Consider the following 13867-nt stretch of genomic DNA (forward strand, 5'->3'; position numbering starts at 1 on the left):
CGCCCGGACCAGACCCATCCGTGGGAGGGTTGATCCCGTGGGTGCGCCAACGTTCGTTCGGAAGCTGGGCCGTCCCAAGCCTCGTGATGTCATAGCAGGACTGGTCACGGGTCTGTTCTCGATCCCCGAGGGCATGGCCTATGCCAGCATCGGCGGGTTCAACCCCGTCACCGGCATCTACGCCGGCATCATGCCCGGCATCATCGGGTCACTGTTCGCCCGCACGGTGCTGATGGTGACGACGCTGACCAGCGCGATCGCGCTGACATCGCGCAGCGTCCTCAAGGAAGCCGGGCTGGATCCCCAGGATCCGGCCAACGTTGCCGCGCTGGCCCTCGTCGTCGGCGCTGTGATGCTGCTGTTCGGTCTGCTGCGGTTCGGCTCGATCATGAACTTCGTCTCCAACGCGGTGATGACCGGCTTCTCCACCGGTATCGCCCTGCAGATCGTGGCCGGCGTCCTCGGCGACGCCACCGGCTACAAACCGCAGAGCGGCAACACCATTGGCAAATTCATCGACTCGCTGGCGCACATCGGGCTATGGCACCCGGCCGCCGTCGCGGTGGCACTGGGCACGGTCGCGGTGTGGGCGGTGTTCCACTTCATCAAACCGCTGGAATCGTTCGCGACGTTGCTGGCTCTCGTGGTGGTGACCGCGGTGGTAGCCGTCGCGCGTATCGACGTCGAAACCGTCGGGGACATCGCGTCGATCGCGAATGCGCTTCCGCCCGTGACGGTTCCGAACTTCGCCGCCATGCCCGAACTGCTCGTCGGCGGAGTCGCCGTCGCGCTCGTCGCACTCGCCCAGGCTGCCGGCATCTCCGCCGCCGTACCCAACCCGGACGGCAGCCGCACCAACATGAACGGCGATTTTCTGGCCCAGGGCGCCGCGAACGTGGCGGGCGGCATGTTCGGCGCACTTCCGGCCGGCGGCTCGCTCTCGCGCACCGGGGTGTCGACATCGGCCGGTGCCCAGACCCGGTGGTCGGGCATCTTCGCCGGGCTGTGGCTCGCGCTGCTGGTACTCGTGGCAGGGTCGGCCGCCGAGATCATCCCGATGCCGGTGATCGGCGGGCTGATCCTGGTGATCGGCGCCGAACTCGTCGTCGGTCGGCTCCCCGACATCAAGCTGGTGTTGCGGGTCGCCCCGCTGTCGGCGGTGGCGATGTTGGTGACGTTCGCCGCCACCACGCAGCTGCCGCTGCACACCGCGATCCTGATCGGCGTGATCACCTCCTTGGTGCTCTACTGCGCCAAAGCGGCCAAGGCGGCACAGTTGGTGGCGCTGCAACCGACCGGAGACGGCGGCTGGGAGCAGGCACCGGTGCCCGAGCAGTGCGCCGGCGACGACGTCACCGTGCTGCACTACGCCGGAGTCGGACTGTTCGCCGAGGTGGCCCGCATCGATGAGGACTGGCCGCGGGCCGAGGGCACGTCCAACGCCGTCGTGGTGCTCAGCCTGCGCGCGCTGCCCGACGTGCCGTCGTCGGTGACGATCAAGGCATTGCGCCGCTGGGCCGGCCAGCTGAAAGCCAACAACGGACGGCTGATCATCGCCGGGGTCGACCGCGCGACCGCGGAGGTGCTGCGCCGGGGCGGCCTCGATGACCTGCTGGGCGCCGATGGCATCGTGCCGGCGTCCGACCGGATCTTCGGCGCACTCGACGTGGCCGTCGAGCGCGGCCGCGCGTGGGTGGCTGCCCAGGCCGGTGAACCGGGGGATTCGCCGCAGCGTGATTCGAACTAGCTGCAGAGCTCGTCGGCCGCCGCCCGGGCCGCGACGATGACCGCAGCCTGACGCCCCGGCTCCAGCTGGGCCCACGCCACGTTGTACGTGCCCGGCCCGGGTGCCGCGTCGGGTGCCTGCACGCTCGCCAGGTACGGCTCGATCTGGGCCTTGAGGTCACCGCCCTTGGCCTGCATCCAGAGCTTCGCGGCATGACAGGCCTGGAAATACTCCTCTTCGGTGGACTGCGCGTCGGCGCCGACGGCCGTCGTGACCCCGCCCGGCGACGTCGCCACCTCGCCGGGCTTGGCCGTCGGGGTCGCCGCCTCGGCGGTCGTGGTCGCCTGCGGGGGAGGTGGCGTGGATGCCCCGGACTGGTCCTTGCCTTCATCCGTCGAGCATCCGATCAGCAGGCTCAGGCCGGCCGCTGTGGCGGCTCCGGCGGTCAAGCGGGTGGTCCACGTGTAACGGCGCATCCCGCCAATCTATGCAACACTGGCGGCCGTGACGGAAGGGACCGGATTCCAGGAGTGTTGTCGGGCTTGCTAGCGCGCCCGTCTGCCCTGTTCCGCCGCCATCCCTGGAGTTTCTCTGATGCTGTCCACGCTCGCGCCCGTTCCTGCTGTCTCCGCGCCCACCCGGCTGCGATTGCCTGATCTGCTGCACACCACCGACCGCGCCGCCGACGACGTGTTGTCCGGTCGTTACGACCGGCTGCTGCGGGGACTGCCCCAGGACGACCGCTGGTATACGCGGTTGTCCGGTGACGACGAGGTCGAGGTCTGGCTGATCAGCTGGGTGCCCGAGAAGTCCACCGAACTGCACGACCACGGCGGATCCCTCGGCGCCCTGACCGTGGTGTCCGGAGCGCTGCGCGAAACCCGTTGGGATGGCGAGCTTTTACGGAAGCGGCGACTTTCGGCGGGCGATCAGGCGGCGTTCCCGCTGGGCTGGGTGCATGACGTGGTGCATGCGCCGGCGGCCGTTTCAGGCCCTCCGTCACCAACCCTGAGCGTGCATGCGTACTCGCCGCCGCTGACCGCGATGTCCTACTACGAGGTGACCACGCAGAACACGTTGCGCCGCAACCGCACCGAACTCACCGACGCCCCGGAGGGATAGCAATGAGCCGCATCGACGCAGTGCTGGAGCAGGCCCGTACCCGGCTGGACCGGCTTCCCGCTTCAGAACTGCCCGAGGCGCTGAACTCCGGCGCCGTGCTGGTCGACATCCGCCCGGCCGCCCAGCGCGCCGCCGAGGGTTCGGTGCCCGGAGCGTTGGTCATCGAACGCAACGTGCTGGAGTGGCGCTGCGACCCGACCAGCGACGCCCGGATCCCGCAGGCCGTCGACGACGACGTCTACTGGGTGATCCTGTGCTCGGAGGGCTACACGTCGAGCCTGGCTGCCGCCTCGCTGGTCGACCTCGGCTTGCACCGGTCAACCGACGTCGTCGGCGGCTATCACGCGCTGGTTGCTGCCGGCCAGGTGTAAACGGCAGGCGCTCAAGCGTTCTCGTTGCTGCTCAGCATGGGGCGCAGCTTCGCGGTCATCTCCGGTGTCCACCCCGGCGGCTGCAGCACTGCCGCCCAGGCATCGGCCACGTTCTCGACGTAGACGTGTCCGTGCCCGTCGGGAACGTCGACGGCCACTGCCATGTCCGCGGATACCTGGAGGAACGTCACCACCGGAATCCATTCCATGCGGCGGGACACGTCGTAGCCACGGGGTTCACGCAGCCAGTCCGGCTTGGCGAACAGCAGATCGGGTGTCCACCACGAGATCGGGTCGGACGCGTGCTGCAGGTACACCGCGCGAGGGTGGCCCCATGGCGCGTCGGGCCGGTCCAGATTCTCGGCTTTCGCGACGAACCGGACGTTCTCGCCGTTGTCGTAGATCGGCAGCCACTCCGGCGAACCGGCGTCGCGCTCCCGGGTCAGCGTCGTCCAGATGGTGTTCTTGAACGTCGGACCCGAGAACAGCGCGCCGTCGGTGCGGGCCACCAGATTGTTCAGCGACAGGAACGGTGCCTCGCCGCCGAACGAGCCCAGGCTCTCCCCGAACACCACCAGCTTGGGCCGCTGGGCCTCCGGCATCGCACGCACCAACGCGTCGACGGCCTCGAACAACGCCTGCCCGGCCTGCCGCGCGTTCTCCTGGTCGACCAGGAACGACAACCAGCTCGGCAGGAACGAGTACTGCATCGACACGATCGCGGTGTTGCCGTTGTACATGTACTCCAGGGCAGAGGCCTCGGCCTCGTTGATCCAGCCCGTGCCCGTCGTGGTGGCCACCGCGACCACGGCGCGGTTCAGCCCGCCGGTGCGCTGTAATTCCCTGGCCGCCAGGGCCGCTGTCGCCTTGATGCCGTCAGCGGAATGCAGGCCCGCATAGGCGCGGATCGGCTCGACCGCGGGTTTGCCGCTGAACCGCGAAAGTTGTTGCACGGTAGGGCCGGCCGACACGAACACCCGGCCCTGATGGCCCAGCGACTCCCAGTCGGCCAGCGACTGCGGGCCGCCTGAGCGCAGGGGCGACAACAGGGCGGGGAAATCGGGATCGTTCTCGTCGTTGACGGCCGCGAACGTCCGGTTGATGGTGTCCATCGCCACCCGGACCACCACACCGTTGAGCAACGCGATGCTCAACGCCAGCAGCAAGGCCACGACCACGACGGCCGAAACCCGGGGCGGCAGAAAGCGATCCAGCTTGAGATCCAGGAAGTGCACCAGCTTGCGGATCAGCTGGCCGAGCTCGACGAACGCGAACAACACCACCAGCGACAGCACCGCCGTCAACGGGTGATCCCAGAACTTCAGCCGGGGCACCCCCATGAAGTCGCGGATCTCGTCCTGCCAGACGTGGAAGTAGACGATCATCAGGACCTGCCCGACGATGCCGACGGCCAGCAGCGACAGCCAGGCCCACTTCGGCGCCCGCGGGCTGGTCTCGGCCGAACGCATGTAGCGGACCAGCCACACCGCGAAAACGCCGATTCCGTAACCGGACGCGCCCGCCGCGCCGCTGACCAGGCCCTGGAACAGCGGGCCGCGGGGCAGCAGCGACGGCGTCAGCGAGAACCAGACGAAGACCAGACCGACCGCCGTCCCGAAGAAGGTGTAATGACGCGCCCACCAGACAGGTTTGTCTGTCTCACCTGACTGGACTTCGGGTGCGTCGGCCTCGGGTTCGGCGGTCTCGGTCACCCGTCGACCTTAGCGATGGGTGAAGTTGGCGGCGCGCTTCTCTGAGAACGCCGCCATGCCTTCCTTCTGGTCGGCGGTGGCGAACGCCGAGTGGAACAGCCTGCGCTCGTAGAGCAGGCCCTCGGCCAGGGTGGACTCGAAGGCGCGGTTGACCGCTTCCTTGGCCATCCGGGAGGCCGACAAGGACATCCCGGCGATGGTCTCGGCCACGGCAAGAGCCTCGTCGATCAGCGAATCCGCGGGCACCAGGCGGGAAACCAGCCCGGCACGCTCGGCTTCCACGGCGTCGATTGTGCGGCCGGTGAGGATCAGATCCATGGCCTTGGCCTTGCCGATCGCCCGCGTCAGCCGCTGGCTGCCGCCCATGCCCGGCAGCACGCCCAGCTTGATCTCGGGCTGACCGAACTTCGCCGAATCCGCGGCGATCAGGATGTCGCACATCATCGCGAGCTCGCAGCCGCCGCCCAGCGCGTACCCGGCGACCGCAGCGATCGTGGGGGTGCGGGTGGCGGCGAACTTCGACCACAGCTCGAAGAAGTCGGCCGAGTACACGTCGGCGAACGACAGCTCGGCCATTTCCTTGATGTCGGCGCCGGCGGCGAAAGCCTTTTCGTTGCCGGTGACGATGATGGCCCCGACGCTCGGATCACGGTCGAGTTCGGCTGCGGCGGTGGTCACTTCGGTCATGACCTGGGTGTTGAGCGCGTTGAGCGCCTTCGGCCGGTTGAGGGTGATAGTGGCGACCCGGTCGGTGCGGGTCACCAGGATGGTCTCGAACTCACTCATTTGTTCTCCTCCTGGAAGGTCAGGTCGGGGTCTGCCGGAACGAAGTACGCCTCGACATCGGCGGGGGTGACCGCTGCGATCGAGGCGGGTGACCACTGCGGGTTGCGGTCCTTGTCGACGAGCTGAGCCCGGATGCCCTCGACGAAATCGTGGGATTTCACCGACGCGCACGAGGTCCGGTACTCCTGGCGCAGCACGTCCTCCAGTGTCTCCAGCTTGGCCGCGCGGCGCACTGCTTCCAGCGTGACGGCCAGTGAGACGGGGGAGCGGGTGGCGATGAGCTTGGCGGCGTCTTCGGCCGCGGTGCCGTGAGCCTGCAGCGCAGTGAGGATGTCGGCCACGGTCTCGCCGGAGTAGCACTCGTCGATCCAGCTCTGCTGTTCCAGCAGTGGGCTGGCAGGCGGTTCGACGGCATAGGTGGCCAGCGCGTTCTGGACGCCGTCGTGGATGACGGACTCGGTGAAATCGGCCAACTTGTCATGGGGCACGTAGTGATCGGCGAAACCCATGGCGATCGCGTCGGCCCCGGAGAATGGTGCACCGGTGAGCGCGGCGTGCAATCCCAGTGCGCCGGGAGCACGCGACAGTAGATAGGTGCCGCCGACGTCGGGGATGAAGCCGATGCCGACCTCGGGCATCGCCATCTTGGTGGTGTCGGTGGCGATGCGGACGCTGCCGTGGGAGGCGACACCCACGCCGCCGCCCATCACGATGCCGTCCATCAACGCCACATAGGGCTTGGGATAGCTGCCGATGTAGGCGTTGAGCAGGTATTCGTCGTACCAGAACCGCTGTGCAGCCCCGTCGTCGGCCTTCGCGCTGTGATAGAGCGCCACCACGTCGCCGCCCGCGCACAGGCCACGTTCGCCAGAACCGGTCAGCAGGACCGTGTGAACGGAGTCATCGTTCTCCCAGGCGTGCAGCGCCTCGGAGATGCCCGCGACCATCGCATCGTTGAGCGAGTTGATCGCTTTCGGCCGGTTCAGCGTGAGGATCCCGACGCCGTTGCGGACACTTACTAGGACGTCCTCGTTTTCTGTCACGAGTTGCAATCTAGTTCGGCCCCCCAGGGATGGTGCGCTACGGGTAGGGTTTGCCTCAAGATCAAACCTGGAAGTTTCCTGAGAGTCTTTTCGCCTCGACGGGAACCCGCCAGGAACATCGATCGTTGAGCTACTAGTTCGTAAGCGAACATCTCATAGGAGAGGAACCCGACGGTGCGCGAATCCAGCAACCCGGTATTCCGCAGCCTGCCGAAGCAGCAGGGCGGATACGCACAATTCGGTACCGGAGCCGCAGGCTACGGTGCACAGCAGGTGCATGCACAGCCCTACGCGCAGGAGTACCTGGAGCAGCCGCAGACCGGCGTTTCCCGGCCGCTGACCATTGATGACGTCGTCACCAAGACCGGCATCACCCTGGCCGTGCTCTCGGCCGTCGCAGTGGTGTCCTACTTTCTGGTGGCAGGCAACCTGGCGCTGGCGACGCCGTTCGCCCTGATCGGTGGCCTCGGCGGTCTGGTGCTGGTACTGATCGCCACCTTCGGTCGCAAGCAGGACAACCCGGCGATCGTGCTGAGCTACGCGGCGCTCGAGGGCCTGTTCCTCGGTGCGGTGTCGTTCATCATCGCCAACGTCGCCTCGGTCGGCGGCGCAGGCATGATCGCGCAGGCGATCGTCGGCACCATGGGTGTGTTCCTGGGCATGCTGGTGGTCTACAAGACCGGCGCCATCCGCGTGACGCCGAAGTTCACCCGCATGATCATCGCCGGCATGTTCGGCGTCCTGGCGCTGATGCTGCTCAACTTCGTGTTGGCGATCTTCGGCGTGGGCGGCGGTGCCGGCCTCGGCCTGCGTGACGGCGGCATGCTGGCGATCGGCTTCTCGCTGCTGTGCATCGGCCTGGCCGCGTTCAGCTTCCTGATCGACTTCGACGCTGCCGACCAGATGGTCCGTGCCGGCGCGCCGGAGAAGGCCGCCTGGGGCATCGCCCTGGGTCTGACCGTCACCCTGGTCTGGCTGTACATCGAGATCCTCCGGTTGCTGTCGTACTTCAACAACGACTAGCAACCCTGCCCCGAGAAAGGCGTCCGCGATTGCGGGCGCCTTTTTCTTTTGGGTTGTGGGCGCCCGACTCTGCGCTGGGAGCGTCGAGTCTGCGCTGGGAGCGTCGAGTCTGCGCTGAGGGCGTGAAATCGCGCGAAAACACGCGCTGGGCGCAGACTCGAAGGTCTATACACAGGGTGGATTTCATCCACAGGTGTAGCTCGCACACCCTTGCGTGAACAGTGGCCGTCGGAGATGCCTCGCACCGTCTACACCGTGACCATCTTCGACAGTCCGTTCATCGGTTCAGAAGCGTTGCGGGCCGGTCTGATCCGCAAGCACCAATTGCGGGCCAACTTCCGCGCCGTCCTGCCCGACGTCTACGTGGCCAGGGACTTCAGTCCGGGGCTGGTCGATCGGGCCAGGGCAGCATGGCTGTGGTCGCACCGCCAGGGGGTGCTGGCAGGCGTCACCGCGGCGGCCTTGCACGGGGCGAATTGGGTCGACGATTCCGCACCGATCGAGTTGATCTGGGTCAATGCCAGGAGCCCGCGCGGGGTGCGGACATCCGCAATGCGCTTGCAGCCGAACGAGATCGGACAGGTCCACGAGCTTCCCGTGACCACACCGGAGCGGACCGCCTTCGACATCGGCCGCACACCGGGGATCGGTCGTGCGGTGGCTCGGCTCGATTCCCTGGCCAGGGCAACAGGTTTGAAGGTTCGTGATGTCGAAGAAGTGGCTGCCCGGCATCGCGGAGCCCGCGGACTGCGCCAACTGGAGAGGGCGCTTCCGATGCTCGACGCAGGGGCCCAATCGCCGAAGGAAACCTGGCTGCGCCTGCTCCTCGTCGACGACGGTCTGCCGCGCCCGCAGACCCAGATCCCGGTGCTGGGGGCAAATGGCTACCCGTTCGCCTACCTCGACATGGGTTGGGTCGAATGGATGATCGCGGTGGAGTACGACGGAGACCAGCATCGCAGCGATCGCGCGCAGTATGTGAAGGACATCCGCCGGACAGCCGAGCTGGAGCGGATGGGCTGGATCATCGTCAGAGTGGTGGCAGAGGACCGGCCGCCAGAGATTCTGAGCAGGGTTCGGGCAGCAATCGCCAGACAGACGATGCTGCGCTGAGTGCAGCGAGTCTGCGTACAGATCGCGAAATCGGGTGAAATCGCGATCTGTACGCAGACTCGGCGAAAAGCGAATTAGGAGAGGCGCTCCACAACCATCGCCATACCCTGGCCGCCACCGACACACATGGATTCGATGCCGAAGGTCTTGTCGTAGGTGGACAGGTTGTTCAGCAGCGTGGCGGTGATGCGGGCACCGGTCATGCCGAACGGGTGGCCCAGCGCGATCGCGCCGCCGGAGACGTTCAGCTTGTCCTCGTCGATGCCGAGCTCGCGTGCCGAGCCGAGCACCTGCACGGCGAATGCCTCGTTGATCTCCACCAGATCGATGTCGGAGATCTTCTTGCCTGCCTTGGCGAGTGCCTTCTTGATGGCCTCGATCGGGCCAAGGCCCATGATCTCGGGCGACAGGCCGGACACGCCGGTGGACACGATGCGCGCCAGCGGGGTCAGGCCCAGTTCCTTGGCCTTGGTGTCGCTCATGATGACGACCGCGGCGGCGCCGTCGTTCAGCGGACACGCGTTGCCCGCGGTGATGGTGCCGTTGGGCCGGAACACCGGCTTGAGCTGGCTGATCTTGTCGTAGGACGTGCCGGCGCGGGGGCCGTCGTCGGTCGAGACGACGGTGCCGTCGGGCAGCGTCACCGGGACGATCTCGCGCTCGAAGAAGCCGTTCTTGATGGCCTCCTCGGCGCGGTTCTGCGACCGCAGACCCCAGTGGTCCTGGTCCTCACGGCTGATGCCGGTGTAGGTGGCGACGTTCTCGGCGGTCTGGCCCATGGCGATGTAGACGTCCGGGATCAGGCCGTCCTCGCGGGGGTCATGCCATTTGCTGTCGTCCTCGGCCTGCTTGACGGTGCGAGCCTGGGCCTCTTCGAACAGCGAGTTCTTGGAGTTGGGGGCGCCGTCGGCGGCCCCGACGCCGAAGCGCGACACGGTCTCGACACCCGCGGAGATGAACACGTCACCCTCGCCGGCCTTGATGGCGTGGAAGGCCATCCGGGTGGTCTGCAGCGACGACGAGCAGTACCGGTTGACGGTGGTGCCGGGCAGGAAGTCGTAGCCGAGCTCGACGGCCACCGCGCGGGCGATGTTGTAGCCGGCCTCACCGGCGGGCTGGGCGCAGCCCATCATCAGGTCGTCGATGTCCCGGGGATCGAGCGAGGGCACCTTGTCCAGAACGGCCTTCACCATCTGCGCGGCGAGGTCGTCGGGGCGCATGGTGGCCAGCGACCCCTTAACGGCGCGGCCGATGGGTGAGCGGGCTGTGGCAACGATGACGGCTTCAGGCATGACGACTCCTGCTAATCGAATGGCTTAGAAAACTCAGTTGAAACTAGCCCGCGGGTACCACGATGGGTGCGGGCACCCCGGTCGAGCGGCGCCACAGCCTGCTGACACTGCCGAGGCGGGTCAGCAGTGACCCGCTATCAGCGGCTCCGGATTCCAGTGCCGCGTCGCCGTCCCATTCGCCCAGGACCGTGCACAACGCGGGCAGCAACTGCTTGGCGGCCAGTGCATAGCCGGCCGCTGACGGATGGAACATGTCCTCGGAAAACAGCAGTTCAGGGGACTTGTAGAACTCCGGAGCCAGCAGATCGGAGAACGGCACCGGAACACCGCCGGCGGCGCGTACCGCAGCGGCCTGGGCGCGGGCCAGCCGCAGGCCTTGACGGCGGGCGAACGCGCGCAGCGGCTGGGGGATCGCGCTGATCACCCCGAAATCGGGGCAGGTGCCGACCACGACGACAGCTCCTGCCGCGCGTAGCCGGCGCACCGCGTCGCCGACCCGGCGGGCCGACGGCCCGATGCCGTTGGGCTTGGTGATGTCGTTGGCGCCGATCATGATCACGGCGGCATCCGGTGGTGGGCCCGCGACGAACATGGCGTCGATCTGTCCGGACAGCCCCTTGGAGGTGGCGCCGACAATCGCCTTGGTGCTCAAGCGGATTCGTTTGTCGAACTGCTCGGCCACGCCGCGGGCGATCAACACTCCCGGCACCTCGTCGGGCACCCGGCAGCCGTATCCGGTGGCCGTGGAGTCGCCGAAGATCATCAGATGCAGGTCGAAGGGGACCCCGCGTTCCCATTTCTCGACGGGCCCGCCGCCGGGGAGGTACACGCCGTCGGCGCGGGGCGGGATGTCCCATGACTTGGGGATGACCTGGCGGGCCTTGTCGGCCTGCCCGCTCAGCAGGTTGCGTGCTCCGATGTAAGCCGATCCAGTAGAAGCCAGCGTCGCCGCAGCGGCGAGGGCGATGGTCGACCGGCGCGGTGTGCCCACGAGATCAGTTTAGGCGGATGAGACAGCTTGTCCGCGTGGCGGCGCAGCGTGGCGATCACGGTGCTGTATCAAGTCCGGTATCAATTCAGTTTATTTGACTGTTGAACTGTTTACGGATGTCAAGCTAAGTTACCCGGGTTGTCTGAGTGACGAAGCTCACCGAGCACTACAAAGACGTAGGAAGTGGTGACGATGACTGCACCGAGCAAGGTATCCAGGTCTCATCATGCTGGCATAACCCCAGCTAGGGCCCCTCGCGGGCGTAGGTTTCCGGTCAGTGACGGCGCACCCGTCGAGGTGGTCGAGGACGGGCCGAGCTTGGCAGGCCGTTTGGTTTCGCTGGCGGCGATGCTGACAATCAAGCCGACCTTGGCAATTGGTAGCCACGTACCGCATCTGCCGTGGCCGTTCGGGTTGGTCAACTTCGCCGCCCGGCTGATCCGGCCGGTGCCCGGGACCATCAAGGCCACCATCGCGCTGCCGCACTGCAAGGCGCAGCTCGTGCGCGCCGACGGGGTACTGCCCGCCGACGGGAAACGCAGCGTCATCCTGTACCTGCACGGCGGTGCCTTCCTGGCCTGCGGGGCCAACACCCACTCCGGGATCGTCACGGCTCTCTCCGGATACGCCGACAGCCCGGTGCTCGTGGTGGATTACCGGATGGTTCCCAAGCACTCGGTGGGCACCGCGATCGACGACTGTTACGACGCCTACCGGTGGCTGCGGCTGACCGGCTACCAGCCGGACCAGATCGTGCTGGCCGGCGACTCGGCGGGCGGCTACCTGTCGCTGGCACTGGCCGAGCGCCTGATCGACGAGGGCGAGATGCCCGCCGCGTTGGTCACGATGTCGCCGCTGTTCGAGATCGACAACGAGTCGCGGGCCAACCACCCGAACATGCACACCGACGCGATGTTCCCGGCCAAGGCCTTCGACGCCCTCGTCGAGCTCATCGAGGCCGCGGCCAAGCGCAAGGGCGAGGACGTCTACGAGCCGCTCGATCACGTCGAGTCCGGTCTGCCGCGCACACTGATCCACGCGTCGGGTTCGGAGGTTCTGCTCAGCGATGCGCGAAAGGCCGCGCACATGCTGGCCGCCGCAGGCGTTCCGGTCGAACTCCGGATCTGGCCCGGTCAGATGCATGTCTTCCAGCTCGCGTCGCCCCTGGTGTCCGAGGCGAAGCGCTCGTTGCGCCAGATCGGCGAATACATTCGAGAGGCCACCTGGTGAGCTTTCAGCGGGCCTGAGACCATTGACGTATGCGCATCGCCAGGCACATCAGTGAGCTCATCGGCAACACCCCGCTGGTACAGCTGAACTCAGTTGTCCCCGAAGGCTCGGGCGTGGTCCTGGCCAAGATCGAGTACCTGAACCCCGGCGGCAGCTCCAAGGACCGCATCGCGGCCAAGATGATCGACGCCGCCGAGGCCAGCGGTGAGCTCAAGCCGGGCGGCACCATCGTCGAACCGACGTCCGGCAACACCGGCGTCGGCCTGGCGCTCGTGGCCCAGACGCGCGGTTACAAGTGCATCTTCGTCTGCCCCGACAAGGTCAGCGAGGACAAGCAGAATGTGTTGCGCGCCTACGGTGCCGAGGTCGTGGTGTGCCCGACGGCGGTGCCGCCGGACCACCCGGACAGCTACTACAGCGTCTCCAACCGTCTCGTCGAGGAGATCGAGGGCGCCTGGAAGCCCGATCAGTACTCCAACCCGATGGGGCCGGAAAGCCACTACGAGACGACGGGCCCGGAGATCTGGGCCGACACCGACGGCACCGTGACGCACTTCGTGGCGGGCGTCGGTACCGGCGGCACCATCACCGGTACCGGCCGCTACCTCAAAGAGGTGTCGGACGGGAAGGTGAAGATCGTCGGCGCCGACCCCGAAGGCTCGGTGTACTCCGGCGGGACCGGCCGGCCCTATCTGGTGGAGGGCGTCGGCGAGGACTTCTGGCCGTCGGCCTACGACCCGTCGGTTCCCGACGAGATCATCGCGGTCTCCGACGCCGATTCGTTCGACATGACCAGGCGGCTGGCCCGCGAAGAGGCCCTGCTGGTCGGTGGATCCTGCGGTATGGCGGTGGTGGCCGCACTTGAGGTGGCCCGTAAGGCCGGCCCGGACTCGGTCGTCGTGGTGCTGCTGCCCGACGGTGGACGTGGTTATCTCTCAAAGATTTTCAACGACGCATGGATGTCGTCCTACGGATTCCTGCGCAATCGGCTGGACGGCTCGATCGAGCAGTCGACCGTCGGGGACGTACTGCGCGGCAAGTCCGGGGCGCTGCCCGACCTGGTGCACACCCACCCCTCGGAGACGGTGCGCGACGCGATCGGCATCCTCCGCGAATACGGCGTCTCACAGATGCCGGTGGTCGGCGCCGAGCCTCCGGTGATGGCCGGCGAGGTCGCGGGCAGTGTGTCCGAGCGGGAATTGTTGTCCGCGGTGTTCGAGGGCCGCGCGAAGCTGGCCGACGCCGTCGCCGAGCACATGAGCCCGCCGCTGCCGCTGATCGGCGCGGGGGAGTTGGTTTCCACCGCGGCAAAGACACTGCGTGAGTGCGACGCGGTGATGGTTGTCGAGGAGGGCAAGCCCGTCGGGGTGCTCACCCGCCACGATCTGCTCGGCTTCCTGTCCGATGGCGGTGGCAGGCACTAGACACGTCGCGTGGCTCGTGCCGCGTGGAATACCT

Annotated in this window: 13 protein-coding genes; 7 read left to right on the plus strand and 6 right to left on the minus strand. The window is 67.1% G+C overall.

Annotated elements, in window-relative coordinates; translation table 11 throughout:
- Positions 1-37: 37 nt before the first annotated feature.
- A complete protein-coding gene (locus tag ACNQR1_RS11075; RefSeq protein ID WP_418046041.1) occupies positions 38-1747 on the plus strand; it encodes a SulP family inorganic anion transporter in 1710 nt (569 codons plus the stop codon).
- On the opposite strand, the gene lpqV is transcribed toward ACNQR1_RS11075, so the two are convergent.
- Positions 1744-2202 carry a lipoprotein LpqV gene (gene lpqV, locus ACNQR1_RS11080; protein ID WP_418046043.1) on the minus strand — a complete coding sequence of 153 codons (459 nt, stop codon included), beginning with the start codon at positions 2200-2202 and terminating at the stop codon, positions 1744-1746. The genes ACNQR1_RS11075 and lpqV overlap by 4 nt on opposite strands.
- 118 nt (positions 2203-2320) lie before the next feature.
- Here lpqV and ACNQR1_RS11085 point away from each other — a divergent pair, with 118 nt between their 5' ends.
- Both ACNQR1_RS11085 and ACNQR1_RS11090 read left to right on the plus strand, forming a co-directional pair.
- Positions 2321-2848 (plus strand): cysteine dioxygenase, encoded by a 528-nt coding sequence (locus ACNQR1_RS11085; RefSeq protein ID WP_418046045.1) that lies wholly within the window; start codon positions 2321-2323, stop codon positions 2846-2848.
- 2 nt (positions 2849-2850) lie between these two features.
- Positions 2851-3219, plus strand: coding sequence for a rhodanese-like domain-containing protein (locus ACNQR1_RS11090; protein WP_418046047.1), 369 nt, complete (start codon positions 2851-2853; stop codon positions 3217-3219).
- An 11-nt stretch (positions 3220-3230) separates the two neighbouring features.
- Here ACNQR1_RS11090 and ACNQR1_RS11095 read toward each other — a convergent pair whose 3' ends face one another.
- The 3 genes from ACNQR1_RS11095 to ACNQR1_RS11105 are packed head-to-tail and all read right to left on the minus strand — an operon-like array spanning position 3231 to position 6760.
- Entirely contained in the window at positions 3231-4931 is a 1701-nt protein-coding gene (locus tag ACNQR1_RS11095; protein WP_418046049.1) for an alpha/beta hydrolase, read from the minus strand.
- A 9-nt stretch (positions 4932-4940) separates the two neighbouring features.
- Positions 4941-5717 (minus strand): enoyl-CoA hydratase, encoded by a 777-nt coding sequence (locus ACNQR1_RS11100; RefSeq protein ID WP_418046051.1) that lies wholly within the window; start codon positions 5715-5717, stop codon positions 4941-4943.
- Positions 5714-6760 (minus strand): enoyl-CoA hydratase/isomerase family protein, encoded by a 1047-nt coding sequence (locus ACNQR1_RS11105; protein WP_418046053.1) that lies wholly within the window; start codon positions 6758-6760, stop codon positions 5714-5716. The genes ACNQR1_RS11100 and ACNQR1_RS11105 overlap by 4 nt, the downstream gene beginning before the upstream one ends.
- 174 nt (positions 6761-6934) lie before the next feature.
- On the opposite strand from ACNQR1_RS11105, the gene ACNQR1_RS11110 reads away from it, so the two are divergent.
- Positions 6935-7783 carry a Bax inhibitor-1/YccA family membrane protein gene (locus tag ACNQR1_RS11110; RefSeq protein WP_418046055.1) on the plus strand — a complete coding sequence of 283 codons (849 nt, stop codon included), beginning with the start codon at positions 6935-6937 and terminating at the stop codon, positions 7781-7783.
- Positions 7784-8017: 234 nt separating this feature from the next.
- The gene (locus tag ACNQR1_RS11115; protein ID WP_418046057.1) at positions 8018-8896 is read left to right on the plus strand and encodes a hypothetical protein; all 879 of its coding nucleotides are present in this window, start codon (positions 8018-8020) and stop codon (positions 8894-8896) included.
- Positions 8897-8970: 74 nt separating this feature from the next.
- Here the strand turns inward: ACNQR1_RS11115 and ACNQR1_RS11120 are convergent, their stop codons facing one another.
- Both ACNQR1_RS11120 and ACNQR1_RS11125 read right to left on the minus strand, forming a co-directional pair.
- Entirely contained in the window at positions 8971-10188 is a 1218-nt protein-coding gene (locus ACNQR1_RS11120; RefSeq protein ID WP_418046059.1) for an acetyl-CoA C-acetyltransferase, read from the minus strand.
- A gap of 43 nt (positions 10189-10231) precedes the next feature.
- Positions 10232-11179, minus strand: coding sequence for an SGNH/GDSL hydrolase family protein (locus ACNQR1_RS11125; RefSeq protein WP_418046061.1), 948 nt, complete (start codon positions 11177-11179; stop codon positions 10232-10234).
- A 192-nt stretch (positions 11180-11371) separates the two neighbouring features.
- Between ACNQR1_RS11125 and ACNQR1_RS11130 the strand changes: the two genes are divergently transcribed.
- Positions 11372-12409, plus strand: a complete 1038-nt coding sequence (locus ACNQR1_RS11130; RefSeq protein WP_418046063.1) for an alpha/beta hydrolase — start codon at positions 11372-11374, stop codon at positions 12407-12409.
- Positions 12410-12438: 29 nt separating this feature from the next.
- Complete coding sequence (locus tag ACNQR1_RS11135) at positions 12439-13833, plus strand: cystathionine beta-synthase (RefSeq protein ID WP_418046065.1); 1395 nt, start codon at positions 12439-12441, stop codon at positions 13831-13833.
- Positions 13834-13867: the final 34 nt, after the last annotated feature.

Origin of the sequence: Mycobacterium sp. 48b (genome assembly GCF_048282725.1) — a bacterium.
GTDB lineage: Bacteria > Actinomycetota > Actinomycetes > Mycobacteriales > Mycobacteriaceae > Mycobacterium.